This window comes from Paraburkholderia humisilvae, assembly GCF_902859855.1.
Taxonomy (GTDB): Bacteria; Pseudomonadota; Gammaproteobacteria; order Burkholderiales; family Burkholderiaceae; genus Paraburkholderia; species Paraburkholderia humisilvae.
The window spans coordinates 65,086-81,395 of sequence record NZ_CADIKH010000010.1; the positions used below are offsets into that span (position 1 = coordinate 65,086).

The following is a 16,310-nucleotide window of genomic DNA, read 5'->3' on the forward strand; positions in this document are numbered from 1 at the left end:
GTAAACCGGCCGGTCCACGTCCGGCCCGACACATTTAAAGAAACCGGTCAGAAACTCGCGCGCACAAAGAAGTCAAAACGCGGGCTATAGGCTTTCGTGAAAGTTCCGGACTTCAACGGGAATGCCATCTCCACGTCGGCGCTCGCATACTTGAGCAACTGCATGCGCGTACCGATACCAACCGACAGCATGTTGAATGACGAGTCCTGCTCCGGAAGCGGGCTCAACAGCCACAGATGCGCGGAATCGACGAACGCATGGAAGCGCCAGTCGTTCACGATCGACCCGTTGAAATACTTCGCGACCGAGGGGCTGCGCAGTTCGAGCGAACCGATCACGCCGCTGTCCGCGGTGTTCTCCGCCGACAGATAACCGCGCACGGTATTGATGCCGCCCGCCGCGAACTGCTCGCTCGACACGAGCGGCGAGTTCGAGATCTGCCCGCTCACATGAGCGTTCAATTGCAGATCGCGCGGAAGGTTCTGCGTGTGATTGATGTCGAACTTGCCGTACAGGAAATCCGAGGTCGCGTCGAAGCGCTTGTTGTCGAAATCGTCGGCGCTGCTGCTCGCGCCGCGAAGGTTCGTCGTCAACGAGACGGAGAACGCGGTCTGCGAACTCTTCAGATTCAGCTGGCCGTTGTACGCAAACGTGACCGGCACGTAGGTGATCGGCGCTTGTGACGACATGCCCGCCAGGATGTCGTTTTCGTCGAAATGCTTGTGATCGATTTCGACGCTTGCCGTCTGCGCATAGGTGTCGGTGGACGGCAATGCGTAGAGCGCCTGCAGTCCGAACGACGTACCCTTGCCAAGCACGGTGGTGCCGCCCAGCGATGCGACGTTGCTGTCCGAGTGATACGCGGTGGCGAGCAGGCTCCAGTGCGTGCCCTGCAACGGCGCGAGATACGAGAACGTATAGACCTTCGCGTCTTGCGGGTGCTGCGGCGCGATCAGGAAACTGCCGGAGACAACGTGGCCGAGCTGCCACAGGTTTGAATAGCTCAGCGATGCGACCGTGCGCAGTTCCGACGTCTCAGGGCTATGGTCGTTGTTCAGTTCGATACTGCCGTGCAGCGGGCTGTGGTCGTCGACCTTCAGGTCCACGTCGACCGTTTGCGGCAACGCGCCGGCCTTCAGCACCGGAATCACCTGACGGTCCTGCGCCTTGTTCAGATCGGTCAGCTGCTGCTGCGCGGCGTTGAAATCGGGCACGCTGCCCTCCGCGAGCGCCGGCACCGCATCGCGAATCTCCAGCGGCGAGTTGTACTTCGCGCCCTCGACCCGCAAGCGGCCCACTTTCGCCTCGACAACCTGCAGCAGAATCACGCCGCCCTTCACCTGCTGAGCCGGCAATTCGACAACCACCGATTGATAGCCCTTGTCCTGATAGACCTTCTGCAATGCATCGCGCGCCGCATTCACATCCGCGAGTGTTTTGCCCGGTCCTTCGAACGGATAGACGGCCTTTTCGATCTCGATGGACGGCAGTGTCGTATTGCCTCGCACGATAAACTCGTTGACGTCAAAGGTCGGCGGCGAGTTACCCGTTGCGCGCGCCGCTCCGCCCGTTGCCTGGGTCGTTGCTTGCGCACCGGTTTGCGCCGCTGCCTGAACCGTTGCCTGCGTTCCTTCCTGCCCTTGTGCCTGCGCTTGTGCCTGCGCGAGCGGCGCAAGCGTCATCCCGCTTACCAGCAATGCACCCGCCAGGCACTGCCCGATCCGGTTATTCGATTCCCCGTCTACTACCGGCGTCATGCGCCACCCCTTGATTGCTTGAAATTCCCAGCGTTGCCGTCGTTCCGCTTGCCGCATTTCGCTTGTGCATCGGTTCGCGCTATACGTGTTTCAGGTCAATTTGATGACAGCGGCTCAGTATTCCTAAATAGTTAATTTGGTCTCTCTCGCACCACACCTACTTGCCTGTTCACTCGACGCAACCGCGTTTCACATTCGCGAAAAGTCGACTGCATTACCGCCGGCCGCTCCGCTGAATTGCCGCGTTCAATCGCTGCGATTAATCGGACAGCCGCTACTCCCAGACCCCAGCTTCAGATTCAACTTTCTGCTTTGTCTGCTTTACGCGTTGCGCATGCGCTCTACTCATGCGGCATTCGAACTGACGCATCTATTTGCATAGACGGAATGAACCGCGGGAAACCGCACATTTTTTGTTTGAACAAGCCGGCAGGTCGAACCTACGACCACGTGGCTTGTGCTGCAGGCGCGCCGCCGCTTCCGCGAAACGCGGCAACCAGCGGGTGTGAAGACGCGGGATGACAGCAGAAGGAGTTTCTTTTCCCCCATCTATCAAGACGTACTAGATCACGCCAACCCGCACTTTTTTTGTCGTTGAGATTACGGACAAAAGGCGCCGGTTATTCCGCAGTGGCCGCGCGTCTGTTACTGCGTGGCGACCGTGCCTGCGTCCTCGTCTTCTTCACGCGGCCTTTGCTGCCAGAATCCGCCGCGCATCGTCGTAATCGACGGCATTTGCGCCCACTGACGCGGATTCAGGATCTCCGCGCGCAACACATCGGGCAGCACCTGCACATCGAGAATTTCCTCGACACCGTTGTAAAACTCGAGAATACCGAGCAGTGAGCCGCTCGCGAGGTCGACGGCGGCGATGCCCGCCACCAGTTCGTCCCGTTCCGCTTCGATCGGCAAGCCTTGCGGGCCGCGCCTCATGCGCAGCTTCGACAGCCCGACAAAGAGCACGCCTCGATACTCGGCGAGCCCATGCGTGAAGCCCGGCAGTTTCGCGACCATTTCCTTTGCACCGCTTGCCGGGTCGATCCTCAACAGCGCGCCGCGGCCGCCTTCGAGCACGTACAGCTGGCCGCCGATGATGCGCGGAGAGTGCGGCATCGACAGGCCGTTCGCGACGATTCGACCTGATGGCACTTCCATCACGATGCCGCCGTCGGCCATGCCCTTGCGCCAGCCGAACGGCGTATTCGTCTCGCCGAGTGCGGTCACGTATCGTACTTTCGATTCGTGAAACGCCATACCGTTGAGGTGACAACGATCGTCGGGGCCGAATTCGGTGACGAACGGCGGCTGCCAGATCGGCGTGAAGTTGAAGTACCCGTCGATCACGCTGATGCACGAGTAGCGCGTATTCACGGCCAGCACGATCTGCTTGTCGAACGCCATGTCGTGCAGGTCGAGATCGCCCGTATAGTGGGACATGCGCGGTACGAACATCCCGTCGTAATAGTCCGGCCGTTCAGGGTAAAGCGGAGCGAGCGACGACACGTTGGCGAAGATCATCAGCTCGTGAATCGTCGCAATCGCAAGACGCTTGCCGCCGACCGCCATCCCCATCGAGCGGGGCAACTGGCACGCCGACAGCGTCGGTACACCGTTCTCGACGCCGACGATCGCGACGCCCGACGGGCGCCGGCTGATGGCGAGCGAACACTTCAGCGACGCCAGCACGTCGAGAAAGCGCCCGGTATCGCGCAAGTTAATCAACGGCGCTTCTACGTGGTCTGCCTGCGAGGGATGCGCTGCGGCTTCATGCGGAGACTGCTCCACTACCTTTTCCTTTTATTTGCGTGTGCAACATTCGACGTATCGAACGGCTTGGTCTTTTTTCAAGGTAGCTTATGTTTTGAGTCAAGCATGTGACAGAAACACCGGATATGCGCAATCGCACACAAGTTTGCGGGATAGCGGCACCCGATCCGTCTAAGCAGTAGACACAGGTGAAAAAGACGAATTTAACTCATGATTTCCGACCAAGCGACCCGCGCGATATCGGCTGACAACGCATCATGCTGTCACTTTGAAACTGGCTGGGCAGGGAGATTTGCGTGCCGCCGAGCCTGAAACGGCTGCGTTCCATCGCTGAGCGCTTCACGTCACGCGCAAGCCAGCCCACGCCGTTCCCGCTGCGCTGGCGCAGCCCGTGGAGCGCGTGGCAAGGCGCGTCGTGGTTCGCGAACACGCTGCTCGCCCCGCCGTTTACCGTGGTCGGCATTCTGTTGCTGATCAACGCGCACAGCGATTGCCCGTATTTCTGGCCGTCAGCGATGGCGGTGGTCGCGTTCACCAATGCGGTCGCGATCGTCGACGCGAACCAGCGGCACCATCGCCGGCCGTTCGGCAGCCGCGCACGCATTGCGCTTCGCTATTTCGGCGTAAGCGCGTTTGTCGGCAGCGCGTTGTTCATGATGCTCGTATGGGGCACGGGCATCCTCGAAGATGTGGCCGGACCGCTTATGCCCACGGACGGCACAGCCCATATAGCGGGTTCGCTCACGCAATTGCAGTTGACGCTCACTGCGACAGCGGCATTCTGCGTTCTATCGTTCGTCCATGCATCGGTGTTGCATGCATGGCTCGCGTTCGAAGTGCCGATCTGGCATCGCATTTCGCGCGGAACATTTGCGTACGATCGCGCGGAACGGGAGGACAAGAGGGTCGAGCGCGCGGTGGCCAGTTCAAGTTCGACTGACACGCGTGACAAGCATAAGAGCGGTCCTTCATAACCGCTCCAGGGCGACCGTCTCACGTGTGCGTGCCGTTGTCCCGAAACTCCCTTACACCGGGAAACTGTCGTAATTGCTCGCAAATTGCGTTGTATTCCGGCTGCGATACGCGGCTAAACGTGATCATCACTTCGTCATGCTCAGGGGAGTCGTCGCTCTGCTGCACGACGAACTGCTTCACGCGCGCGCTCGACGGGCCGAGCACATCGTGCAGCGTGTGAAACGTTAGCGTGCCGCGTTCGGCGAGCAGCGTCATCTGCCGCCGCTGCTTCGCGGTGATGAAGCGGCGCTCGATCGGCTTGATGCCGGCGAGAATGAGCAGAATAATCAGAGTCGCCGCGATCGATGCCGTGTACAGGCCGCCGCCCACCGCGAGGCCGATCGCCGCGACTGACCATAGGCTTGCGGCGGTCGTCAGGCCGCGTACGATCTCGCCGCGCAACAGGATCGACCCCGCGCCAAGAAAGCCGATGCCCGATACGACTTGCGCTGCCACCCGCGATGGATCGAGCACGATGTGTTCGCCGCCCAGCACATCGGCGAACCCGAATGCGGACACGATCATGATCAGCGCCGAGCCGACGCACACCAGCATATGCGTGCGCAACCCCGCCGCCCACGACAGCCGTTCTCGCTCGAACCCGATCACACTACCGAGTGCGGCCGCCATCACGAGCCGCGCGATAAATTCAAGATTGCCTGGCATATTGTGTCCCCCTGTTTTTTGTCGAGCCAGCAAGATGCGGTCCGCCCCGGCCCCGGGCGGCGTACCATAACGGGTTATTCGCCGGCTGTCCGGTGCCGGCCGCGCGCCGCCGGATAGCGATGCACATCATTTTTAACCTGACTTCGACTCATGAGACCACCCGCTTCGACGACCGCCACCGCGCTTTCACTGCGCGAACATTTTTCAAGCGTCGTCTTGCCGACCTGGCGCGGTCCCGGCTTCAATGAAGCGCTCAACCTGCCTTACGAGGCCGTCGCCGCCGACGGCCACCGGCCGCTACCCGCCGTCCGCTACCGCGCAATGGCCTGCGCGCGCCAACTGTTCGTGTTCGCGCAGGCCGGGGCCGACGACCACGCGCAACGACTTTTCGAATCGCTTGTCCGTTACTTTCATGACAGCACGCGCGGCGGATGGTTCTACAGCGTCGACCCGCATGGCGCGCCGCTTGATACGACAAAGGATCTATACACGCACGCGTTTGTCGTCTTCGCGTGTGCCGAGTACGGCGCACGCTCGGGCAATCGGGACGCGTTCGATATCGTGCATCGCACGTCGTCGATCATCGAGGAGCGCTTTGCGGTGCGCAACGGGTTGCACGGAGAGCAAAACGCGCAAGGGCTCTACAACGCAGCGCTGAACGCAAGCTTCTCCGCGGCGAGCGGCGGACCGCTGCAGAATCCGCTGATGCATCTCACGGAAGCGTGGCTTGCCGCGCGGCAAGCCACTGGGGACGCAGCATTCGATACCGCGCTCGAGCGTCTCTGCGATGCGGTCGCGCGCGCGTTCGTGCATGCGCCGACCGGTTGCATCGCCGAGCTGCCGATTGGCAGTGCCGATAACTGGCTCGAGCCCGGCCACCAGTTCGAATGGTTCTGGCTCGTGCGGCAGGCGGGCACACTGCTGAATCGATCAGGCCTCGACGAACCGCTTGCCCGTGCGTTCGTTTTTGCACGGCAACATGGCGTGGACACGGCAACGGGCGGCGTCGCGCTGGCGCTCGACGAACAAGGGGCGATCAGAGACGCGACCCAGCGGATCTGGGCGCAATCCGAATACTTGCGCGCACTCGCGGTCCATCCGGACGCTGGCATGCGCGCCGCGCTGCCGCAGCAGATCGCGCGTTTCAGCGAACGCTTCCTGCGCCCGCAAGGCTGGTTTGAATGCAAGACCGCGGCAGGCGACGTCGCGCGCAACGATATGCCGTCGACCACGCCGTATCACCTCGCGACGGCGTATGCCGCGCTGTGAGGCGTTGTGTGATGAAATCGGCGTCGCTTTCCAAAAGACCTCCGTTGACAGCGCCGCTGTTCACAACACATTGAGCGGCGTCTTCAGATAACGGATACCGTTCGCTTCCGGCGCCGGCGCGACGCCGGCGCGGATGTTCAGCTGAATCGACGGAATCAGCAGCGTCGGCATGCCGAGCGTCGCGTCGCGCGTATTGCGCATCTGAACGAACGCGTGCTCCTCGACCGAATCATGCATATGGATGTTGCGCTCGCGCTGATCGCTCACCGTCGTTTGCCAGCAGACGCCGCGTCCGTTCGGCGGGTAGTCGTGGCACATGTACAGCTGCGTGTCACCCGGCAGGCTCAGCAGCCGGCGGATCGACGCGTACAACATGCGCGCGTCGCCGCCGGGAAAATCGCAGCGCGCGGTGCCGACGTCCGGCATGAACAGCGTGTCGCCGACGAACACCGCGCCATCGAACTTATAGGCAACATCGGCGGGTGTATGACCAGGCACATGCAGCACTGTCGCTTCCAGCTCGCCGACCCCGAAAGTTTCGTTGGCAACGAACAGATGATCGAACTGCGCGCCGTCGGCGTGAAACTCGGGCTCGAAGTTGAACACCGGGCCGAAGATCTTTTGCACCGAACGGATATGTTCGCCAATGCCGATCGCGCCGCCCAGATGCTCACGCAAATAAGGAGCGGCGGACAGATGGTCCGCATGCGCATGCGTTTCGAGCAGCCACTGCACGTTTAGACCCGTATCGCGCACGAACTGGATGATGCGGTCGGCGGAATGCGTCGACGTGCGGCCCGAACGCGGATCGTAGTCGAGCACCGAGTCGATCACCGCGCACTGCGATCCGGGACCGGCATGCACGACGTAGCTGATCGTCGCCGTAACGGGGTCGTGGAATGCTTCGATCGCAGGTTTCATCTCAGTCACCGTGATTCATACCGTCAGCAACTGGGAAGATAACCGAGCTACCGGGCGTCCGCCAGCATCGAATTGGAAATCGCGAACACTGCGACCGCATCTTTAAACTGACGGGTTGGCTCGTCTCGACGATCCTGTCGGCGCTTCGCTCGATGCCACGCGATGTCGCGTCGAGCGCGTGTGCGGCGACCTGGATCTCGCCGAACATCTCGTCCCAACTGAATTGAAATGAAAAAACCATGCGTTCGGGTTTACGGCAATACGAGCGTTCGCTTGAGATGGCCGACGGGTTTGCGGCTAATTACAACCTTTTTTCACAATAGTTACATGGCGATTTTTTCCGGATTACCTTGACTTGGCGTGTTCACGCTTCCTAGAGTGGGTGGAACGTCACAGCGGGCCATGCCCGAAGGAAATCCGACGATGACTGATCTCCTGGATCGGGCGCGCGGCGCATTGCATGCGCAGCCGTTCAGCATGCTGCTCGGCACCGAACTGATGTACGTCGGCGCCAACGAGCTGACGCTATGCCTGCCGATCCGCGACGATCTGAGGCAGCAGCACGGGTTCGTGCATGGTGGCGTGATCAGCTATCTCGCGGACAACGCGTTGACGTTTGCCGGCGCGCTGGCGCTGGGACCGAGGGTGATTACCGGGGAGTACAAGATCAACTATCTGCGCCCCGCGGTGAACGGCGTTCTGATGGCCCGTGCGGAGGTGGTCTATGCGGGCCGCCATCAGGCGACCTGCCAATGCAGTGTGTACGTGACGGACGGCGACCGCGAGCGGCTTGTCGCGGTTGCGCAGGGCACCATCAACCGGATCGGTGACGGCACCGACAATCATCACCACGGGGAACCGCAGGCTGAATAACGCGTGGCGCCGCGGGGGCGAAGTGCGTCGCCCCGCGCGAAGCGGCGACGCTTATTCCGCCGCGTAGGTTTTCTGCTGCTGCTCGCCAAGCCCTTCGATGCCAAGGCGCATCGTCTGACCCGGCTTCAGGTAAACCGGCGACGGCTTCACGCCCATGCCGACGCCCGGCGGCGTGCCGGTCGAGATCACGTCGCCCGGTTGCAGGCTCATGCATTGCGACAGATACGACACCAGCTTCTTCACGCCGAAGATCATCGTCTTCGTGCTGCCGTTCTGGTAGCGATGACCGTCCACTTCGAGCCACAGCTTCAGGTTCTGCGGATCGGACACCTCGTCGCGCGTGACCATCCACGGGCCGATCGGGCCAAACGTATCGAAGCCCTTGCCCTTATCCCACTGACCGGCGCGCTCGATCTGCCATTCGCGCTCGGACACGTCGTTGATCACACAATAGCCCGCGACGTAGTCGAGCGCGTTGGCCTCGTCGACATACTTCGCCGCCTTGCCGATCACAATGCCCAGTTCGACCTCCCAATCGGTTTTCTTCGAGCCACGCGGAATCTCGACGTCATCGTTCGGGCCGCAGATCGCGCTCGTCCATTTGTTGAACACCACCGGCTCCGGCGGCACCGGCAGATTCGATTCAGCCGCGTGGTCCGCGTAGTTCAGGCCGATACAGACGAACTTGCCGATCTTGCCGACACACGGGCCGATGCGCGGGTTGCCTTCGACGAGCGGCAGCGTCGACGCATCGAGCGCGCGCAACTTCGCGAGGCTTGCATCGTCGAGCATGCTGCCGTCGACGTCGCCGACCACTTTCGACAGATCGCGCATCTTGCCTTGCGCATCGAGCATGCCGGGCTTTTCCTGACCTTTCGGCCCATAACGAAGCAGTTTCATCGTTGCAGTTTCCTGTAAGTTCAATAGACATTCGAAATGAAGACGCGGACGCCCCGGTCAGTTCGACCAGCCGCCGTCGATCACATGCGCGTGACCCGTCGTGAACGCGGATTCGTCCGATGCCAGATAGAGCGCGAGCGCCGCGATTTCCTCCGGCTTGCCGATCCGGCCCATCGGCTGGCGCGCGACGAACGCGGCCTGCACGTCGCCGACGCTCTTGCCCTGCGCCTGGGCCTGCTCGGCGATTCGCTGTTCGAGCGACGGCGATGCGACCGTGCCCGGGCAAATCGCGTTACAGCGTACACCACGCGTGACGAAATCGGCCGCCACCGCCTTCGTGAGACCGATCACCGCCGCCTTCGATGCGCCGTACACGAAGCGGTTCGGCACACCCTTCACGCTCGATGCCGCCGACGACATGTTGATAATCGACCCGCCACCCTTTTCCAGCATGCCGGGCAAGAACGCGCGGATGGTCCGGTACATCGCTTTTGCGTTCAGGTCGAACGCGAAATCCCAGTCCTCTTCGCTTGCTTCGAGAATCGAGCCGGCGTGCACGAAACCCGCGCAGTTGAACAGCACGTCGATCGGGCCTAACTCTTTCGCGAGCGCATTGATCGCGGCGGCGTCGCGCACGTCGAGCTTGCGCGCGTCGAGCGGCTTGCCGGCGAGCGCATCGAGTTTGATATCGGTGGCGATCACGCGTGCGCCCTCGCGGGCGAACAGTTCGGCGCTCGCAAGGCCGATACCTTGCCCGGCGGCGGTGATCACGGCCGTTTTGCCGGCCAGTCGTTGTGTCATATGCGGCTCCAGTCAGTTTGATACCGGTTCGAACCGAATCGCGCATCGCCCGCGATAGACGCTGACCTGACGATGCGGATTGCGGCTTGTGTCGTTAAAGACGATAAAACGCTGTGGCGTTCGCGCCGAAAATCGCGTCGCGCTGCCCATCGGGCAACGCGGCGACGAGCGTGGTCGCGATTGAATGCCACAGCAGATAGTCGCCATTCAGGTTCAGTACAGGCCAGTCGCTACCCCACATCAACCGCGCGGGTCCGAATGCGGCCAGCAGATGGTCGACGTAGGGCCGCAGCGTCGCTTCGGTCCAAGCCGCGGCCGCTTCGGTCGCGAGGCCCGACAGTTTGCAGTGCAGATGCGGTAGACGCGCAAGCCGCGTGATGCCGTCCGCCCACGCGCGCCAGCCAGCGCTGCCGTCGCGGATCGGTGGCTTCGCGCCGTGATCGACGACGATGCGCAACGCGGGAAAGCGCTTCGCGAAGGTCTCCAATGCGTCGACGTGGCGTGTGAAGATCAGCGCGTCGAATGCGAGATCGTGCGCGATCAAAGCATCGATCGCCGGCTGCAGGGCCGGGTTCGCGATCCAGTTGTCGTCGGGCAGGTCTTGCAGCATCGGCCGCACGCCCTTGAATTTGGGTTCGCGCGCGAGCTCCGCGATCAGCGCCGGCGCGTCACGTTCGAGCAGCGGCACCCAGCCGACCACGCCCGCAATCGACGCTTCGCCGCGCGCGAGATCGAGCAGGTAGCGGGTTTCGTCGACCGTCGGCGCGGCCTGCACGACCACCGTGCGTGCCACACCCGCGCGCTCGCACAGCGGCGTGAGATCCGCCGGCCCGAAGGCGCGATAGAGCGGCGCAAGGTCGGGCGTCAGCCACCCGTAGTCGCCGCGCGCCGGGTCCCAGTAGTGCTGATGTGCGTCGATCTGCGGCGTGGTCACGTCACGCCTCCGGCACCGGTGCGCGCCGATCGATCAGGCCCTGGTCCTGCAGTGCCCGCCACAGCATGGCAGGAATCGCCCGCCGGAACGATTCGGCGTTCTGGCGCATTTCATTCGGGCTGCGCGCGCCGGTCAGCACTGTCGCGATGGACGGATGCGCATACGGAAACTGCAACGCCGCGGCGGCAAGCGGCACACCGTACGTGCGGCACACTTCTTCGAGCCGCGCGACGCGCTTGATCACTTCGGGCGGCGCGGCGCCATAATTGAATTTCAGATCGCCCGACACGCCTTGCGCAAGAATGCCCGAATTGAACGCGCCGCCAAGCAGGATGCTGACATTGCGCTTCTGGCAGGTCGGCAGCAGGTCGTTCAACGTCTGCTGTTCGAGCAACGTGTAGCGGCCCGCGAGTAACGCGCAATCGATCTCGAACTCGCCCATCATGTCGAGGATCGCTTGCCCTTCGTTGACGCCCAGGCCGATCGCCTTGACGACACCCGCCGAACGCAACTCGTCCAGCGCGCGGAACCCGCCGCCGTCAGTGAGCTGCTTCCAGTAAAACGGATTCTTGTCGCCGTGCGTCAGGCGGCCGATATCGTGAATCAGCAGAATGTCGATATCGATAATGCCGAGACGCTGCTGGCTATCTTCGAACGAACGCAGAATGCCGTCGCGCGTGTAGTCGTAAATCGCTTCGAAAGGCAGCGGGTTCTGCCAGCCTTCGCTGCCGTCATACGGGTGGGTGCGCGGCACGAAGCGGCGCCCTACCTTGGTCGACAACACATACTCGCCGCGCGGATAGCGACGCAATGCGTCGCCGAGCCGGTGTTCGGCTTTCGTGTGTCCGTAGTGCGGCGCGGTATCGAAGAAGCGCACGCCGCAGCCCCATGCGGCATCGACGGTAGCGAATGCCTCCTCGTCCGTCAGATCGCGATACAGCCCACCGAGCGGCGCGGTGCCGAGGCCCAGACCGCTCACCTGCAGCGCGCGGCCGCCAATTGCGCGGCGCCGCGCGATTTTCGAATCGATTGCGGATGTCATCCTCACTGTCTCCTTTCTTGTCTCGCGCGCCGCCTCGTGGCGCCTTCCGCTGATTCGCGCCGCATCGCGGTTCGATGTGAGGCTCAGTGCGGCGCGATCTCGACCACCCGTCGCGGCAACGCCGCACCGGATGGAAGGCAAGCGGGCCCGACCGGCTCGAATGTCTTGTACGTAAGAATAAACTCCTGGTGGCCGAGTGTTTCGGATTTCGACAGGCCGCCCTGCGCCACGCGCAGCGTCACGTCGAATACCTCGCGGCCGACCTCCTCCAGCGTCGCGCGGCCTTCGAGTATGCGTCCTGCGTCAACGTCCATGTCGCCGGACAGATTGCGATACGTGTCCGGATTCGCGCACACCTTGATCACCGGCGAGATCGCCGAGCCGACCACCGAGCCGCGGCCCGTCGTAAACAGGATCAGATGCGAGCCGCACGCGATCAGTTCGACGATCTCCGCGTTGTCGCTGATGTTCGGAAAGCCGAAGCGCGGTTCGCCGTCGGGCACCACGTCGAGCAGGTACAGACCGCCGGTCGGCGGCACATCGCCCGGCTTGACGATGCCGACGATCGGCGATGCGCCGCTTTTCGCATACGCACCCAGCGATTTTTCTTCCTGTGTGGTCAGGCCACCGTCCGCATTGCCGACCGCAAAGCTGCCGTGGCCGAGAATCGAGTAGTAGCGCGCCGCCTTCGCGACACACGCAACGATCTCGTCGCCGAGGTCGGCGCGCGCCGCACGGCTTTTCATATGAAACTCGCAACCAACCAGTTCGCCGGTCTCTTCGAAGATGCAGGTTGCGCCCGCATCGATCAGTTGATCGAACGCACGGCCGACCGCCGGATTCGCGGTGATGCCACTCGTGCCGTCCGAGCCGCCGCATACGGTGCCGATCACCAGTTCGCTCAGCGCCATCGGCACCTTGCGCTGCTTCGCGAGCTCGCCGCGCGCCTGTTTGACCCAGTCGACGCCGTACTGGATCGTGCTGCGCGTGCCGCCCTTCTCCTGAATCGTCAGCACCTCGACAGGCCGACCGCTTGCGCGTACGACGTCGACCAGATAGTGCTTGTTCATGCTCTCGCAGCCGAGCGACACGAACAGCACCGCGCCGACGTTCGGATGCGTGGTGAGCTGCTGCATCATTTTTTCCGCGTAGCTGTTCGGGTAACAGCCCGGAAAGCCGATCAGATGCACGGGCGGTTCGTGATCGACCGACGCATCATCAAATGCGTCGAGCGGCTCACGGAATTGCGTGACGATTTCGCGCGCAACATGGTGCGCGCATTCGACGAGATACGCGACCGCGACCACGTTGCGGATGCCTTTGCGGCCATCGCTGCGCAAATAGCCTTCCAGCATCGGCTGCGCGGCGGCGGGTGTGACGGAAGTGTCGGTCATGATGGTGGATGTGCGGCGGGTTGTAGGGCGTTTTCGTGTGCCACTCGGCCGCGTCAGGTCAATGGTGGACGAATGCGTGTCCTGCGTCGTGCGTGTAGGTCGGCAAATAGTCGCTTTCGAGGTTGTGCGTATGCAGATGCTCGCCGCGCGCGACCGGGCCGGTCACGTGGCCGATCACCGCGCCGTAGCGCAGCACTTTTTCGTCTTTGACGAGCGCGCGGCGCGCGACCTTGTGACCGAGATCGATCGTCCTGGCGAGCGTCACCGTCTCGCCTTCTATATCGAGCTGGGTATTGGCCGGAAGGCGCGCCGCCGCGACGAGGCAGTTGTCCTCAGGGCTCAGCAGTATCAGGCGTGGGTCTGTCATGGGGTCCATACCGTGGGGGATGTTGCGTTGGGTTCCGTTGTTAGTTCTGTCCTTCGCCGCTCGCGAGCCGCGCCACCATCAGCGAGCCAAGGATGATCGCGCCGTAAATCGCCTGAATCCAGAACGACGGCACTTGCGCGAGCGTCAGCAGGTTTTGCACGACACCCAGCAGCAGCACACCGGACAGCGCGCCGAGCATCGTGCCTTTGCCGCCGTCGAGCGAAATGCCGCCAATCACGGCCGCGGCGAACGCGGTGAAGATCATCCCGTTGCCCTGGTTCGCGTTGATCGCGCCGACGTAGCCGGTCACGATCAATCCGCCGATCGATGCCAGCACGCTGCCGAGCACGAACACACCCCAAGTGACCCGCTCGACGCGAATACCCGCGGCGCGCGGCCCAGCCGGTGATAACGGAGCATGAACGCCGCAATCGCGAATGCGGCCGCCGCAAGCCAGACGGATAGCGGCAGACCGAACACGATGGTGGTCGCGAGCGCGAAGAACGACGGCGGCATATCGAACAGCGTGCCGCCTTTCGTCGCGCCGACCAGCATCCCGCGCAACACGATCAGCATCGCGAGCGTGACGATGAAAGCGTTCAGCTTGAGCCGCACGACAAGAAAGCCGTTGATGAAGCCGACCAGCGCGCCGACCGCGACGATCGCGAGCAGACCGATGGCCGCCGGCCATTGAAGACCAAAGCCCGCGGACGCCGCCGGCATCACGAGCATCGCGCCAATCGCGGGCGCGATGCCGACGGTCGATTCGAGCGACAGGTCGAACTTGCCAGTCAGCACGATCAGCGATTCGGCGAGCACGACAAGCGCAAGCGCCGCCGATGCGCCGAGCACGCTAATCAGATTCGCCTTCGTCAGGAAGCTCGGGCTCACGAACGCGCCGATCACGATCAGCAACGCGAGCGCGGGCAACAACGCCAGATCGCGCAGCCGCGCGAATTCGATGCGCGGCTTGCCCGCGCGCATAACAGCAGCCGTGGAGCCATTGTCCGGCTGGGTCTGCGCGGATGCGAACGCCGGGGTTGGCACGCTATTCTTCATGGAGACTGACTCCTTCTACCGATGCAATCAGGTCGTGGTCTTCCCAACCTGCGTCGAATTCGGCCGCGATACGGCCACGGAACATCACCAGCACGCGGTCGCAGGTGCGCAGATCGTCGAGTTCGCCCGATACGACGAGCACCGCTTTGCCTTCGTCGCGCACGCGGTCGATCACCGACAGCAGCGCCTCCTTCGATTTCACGTCGACACCCGCGGTCGGATCGATCAGCACCAGCACCTGCGGATCGGTCGCGAGCGCACGCGCCATCACGACCTTCTGCTGATTGCCGCCCGACAGGCCCGACACCGGGTGCTCCGGACCGGGCGCAACGATGCCGAGCGCGTTGATCATCCGGCGGCCGAACGCGTTTTTCTTGGCGGGCGGCGCGATGCCGAAGCGGCCAAGCATCCGCGCGATCGTCATCGATGCGTTCTCGGCGACCGACTGGGTCAGCACGAGGCCTTCGTGATGGCGATCCTTCGGCACGCAGCCGATACCGTGCGCGAGCGCCGCCGGCACGTCGCCGAGCGGAAGCAGCGCGCCTGACACGCGAATCTCGCCGCGCTGCGATTTGCGCAGCCCGGCGATCGCTTCGGCGACGCTCGTGCGGCCGCTGCTCGTCGCGCCGGTCAGGCCGATCACTTCGCCGCGCCGCACCCGCAGCGACACGTCCGCATAGTCAGCGCCCGTCAGACCGTGCACGTCGAGCGCGACCGGCGTGTGCGCGGGCAACGGCGCACGCGACGCCGCATCGGCCACCGCCAGGCCGCCGCGCTCGCCGGTCATCGCTTCAATCAGCTGGTCGCGCGGCAACGCCGCCACCGGCGCGCTGACAATATGCCGCGCATCGCGCAGCACCGTGACCGCCTGGCAAATCTCATACACCTCCTGCAAATGGTGCGAGATAAACAGGAATGTCACGCCTTCGCGCTGCAGTTCGGTGATGCGCCTGAAAAGCCGCTTGATTTCCTCGCCGTCGAGCTGTGCCGTCGGTTCGTCGAGGATGATGAAACGCGCGCCATACGACAACGCCCGCGCGATTTCGACCAGTTGCCGCGCCTCGACGGTCAGGTCGCCCGCGCGCGCATTTTCGCGTACATCGATCTTCCAGTGGTCGAGCAGCGCGCGTGCATCGCGGCGCATCGAGCGCCAGTCGATCACGCCACGCCGCTCGGGCTGGCGGTTGATAAAGAGGTTCTCCGCGACCGTCAGGTCGCGGATGATCGTCGAATGCTGATAGACGCACGCGACCCGCTCGCGCCATGCATCGCGGTCCGCGATCGGCGGCGCCAGCGTGCCGGCGAAGCGGACTTCGCCGGTATCCGGCTTGCGCAGGCCGGTCAGAATCGACACCAGCGTCGATTTACCCGCCCCGTTGCGCCCGACGAGCGCGTGCGACTCACCCGGCATCACACGCATCGTCACGTCGCGCAGCGCGGACGTCGAGCCGAAGCGCTTGCCAACGCCGAGCGCTTCGACGACCGGCGCGGACGCGCCGGACGCCGGTACGCCGGACGCCGAGGGGATCGAACCGTGCGTCATCTC

Annotated in this window: 14 protein-coding genes and 1 pseudogene; 3 read left to right on the plus strand and 12 right to left on the minus strand. The window is 63.2% G+C overall.

The genetic code is table 11. From position 1 onward, the window contains the following. Nucleotides 1–47: 47 nt before the first annotated feature. Together HV796_RS12560 and HV796_RS12565 are read right to left on the minus strand one after the other, a co-directional pair. Nucleotides 48–1,757, minus strand: coding sequence for a ShlB/FhaC/HecB family hemolysin secretion/activation protein (locus HV796_RS12560; RefSeq protein WP_246355837.1), 1,710 nt, complete (start codon nt 1,755–1,757; stop codon nt 48–50). 645 nt (nt 1,758–2,402) lie between these two features. Then, nucleotides 2,403–3,542 carry a TIGR03032 family protein gene (locus tag HV796_RS12565; RefSeq protein ID WP_175226813.1) on the minus strand — a complete coding sequence of 380 codons (1,140 nt, stop codon included), beginning with the start codon at nt 3,540–3,542 and terminating at the stop codon, nt 2,403–2,405. A 278-nt stretch (nt 3,543–3,820) separates the two neighbouring features. Between HV796_RS12565 and HV796_RS12570 the strand changes: the two genes are divergently transcribed. Further along, the gene (locus tag HV796_RS12570) at nt 3,821–4,498 is read left to right on the plus strand and encodes a hypothetical protein (protein ID WP_175226814.1); all 678 of its coding nucleotides are present in this window, start codon (nt 3,821–3,823) and stop codon (nt 4,496–4,498) included. Nucleotides 4,499–4,517: 19 nt separating this feature from the next. Here HV796_RS12570 and HV796_RS12575 read toward each other — a convergent pair whose 3' ends face one another. Beyond that, nucleotides 4,518–5,204 (minus strand): MgtC/SapB family protein, encoded by a 687-nt coding sequence (locus HV796_RS12575; protein WP_175226815.1) that lies wholly within the window; start codon nt 5,202–5,204, stop codon nt 4,518–4,520. A gap of 150 nt (nt 5,205–5,354) precedes the next feature. On the opposite strand from HV796_RS12575, the gene HV796_RS12580 reads away from it, so the two are divergent. Then, nucleotides 5,355–6,473, plus strand: coding sequence for an AGE family epimerase/isomerase (locus HV796_RS12580; protein ID WP_175226816.1), 1,119 nt, complete (start codon nt 5,355–5,357; stop codon nt 6,471–6,473). A gap of 60 nt (nt 6,474–6,533) precedes the next feature. Here HV796_RS12580 and HV796_RS12585 read toward each other — a convergent pair whose 3' ends face one another. Beyond that, the gene (locus HV796_RS12585) at nt 6,534–7,394 is read right to left on the minus strand and encodes an MBL fold metallo-hydrolase (protein ID WP_175226817.1); all 861 of its coding nucleotides are present in this window, start codon (nt 7,392–7,394) and stop codon (nt 6,534–6,536) included. Between the two features lie 423 nt (nt 7,395–7,817). On the opposite strand from HV796_RS12585, the gene HV796_RS12590 reads away from it, so the two are divergent. Next, complete coding sequence (locus HV796_RS12590) at nt 7,818–8,267, plus strand: PaaI family thioesterase (RefSeq protein WP_175226818.1); 450 nt, start codon at nt 7,818–7,820, stop codon at nt 8,265–8,267. A 51-nt stretch (nt 8,268–8,318) separates the two neighbouring features. On the opposite strand, the gene HV796_RS12595 is transcribed toward HV796_RS12590, so the two are convergent. The 8 genes and pseudogenes from HV796_RS12595 to HV796_RS12630 form a co-directional block, all read right to left on the minus strand. Further along, nucleotides 8,319–9,167, minus strand: coding sequence for an ureidoglycolate lyase (locus HV796_RS12595; RefSeq protein WP_175226819.1), 849 nt, complete (start codon nt 9,165–9,167; stop codon nt 8,319–8,321). 57 nt (nt 9,168–9,224) lie between these two features. After that, a complete protein-coding gene (locus HV796_RS12600; protein ID WP_175226820.1) occupies nt 9,225–9,968 on the minus strand; it encodes an SDR family oxidoreductase in 744 nt (247 codons plus the stop codon). Nucleotides 9,969–10,062: 94 nt separating this feature from the next. Continuing rightward, complete coding sequence (locus HV796_RS12605; protein WP_175226821.1) at nt 10,063–10,902, minus strand: amidohydrolase family protein; 840 nt, start codon at nt 10,900–10,902, stop codon at nt 10,063–10,065. A gap of 1 nt (nt 10,903) precedes the next feature. Continuing rightward, nucleotides 10,904–11,944: an aldo/keto reductase gene (locus tag HV796_RS12610; RefSeq protein ID WP_175226822.1), complete on the minus strand. Its 1,041-nt coding sequence runs from the start codon at nt 11,942–11,944 to the stop codon at nt 10,904–10,906. Between the two features lie 83 nt (nt 11,945–12,027). Beyond that, nucleotides 12,028–13,338 (minus strand): UxaA family hydrolase, encoded by a 1,311-nt coding sequence (locus tag HV796_RS12615; RefSeq protein ID WP_175226823.1) that lies wholly within the window; start codon nt 13,336–13,338, stop codon nt 12,028–12,030. Between the two features lie 58 nt (nt 13,339–13,396). Beyond that, nucleotides 13,397–13,714: a UxaA family hydrolase gene (locus HV796_RS12620; protein ID WP_175226824.1), complete on the minus strand. Its 318-nt coding sequence runs from the start codon at nt 13,712–13,714 to the stop codon at nt 13,397–13,399. A 31-nt stretch (nt 13,715–13,745) separates the two neighbouring features. Continuing rightward, nucleotides 13,746–14,764 (minus strand): annotated as a pseudogene (locus HV796_RS12625) (ABC transporter permease). Continuing rightward, complete coding sequence (locus tag HV796_RS12630; protein ID WP_175226943.1) at nt 14,754–16,307, minus strand: sugar ABC transporter ATP-binding protein; 1,554 nt, start codon at nt 16,305–16,307, stop codon at nt 14,754–14,756. Before HV796_RS12630 ends, HV796_RS12625 begins: the two are co-directional and overlap by 11 nt. Between the last annotated feature and the right edge of the window lie 3 nt (nt 16,308–16,310).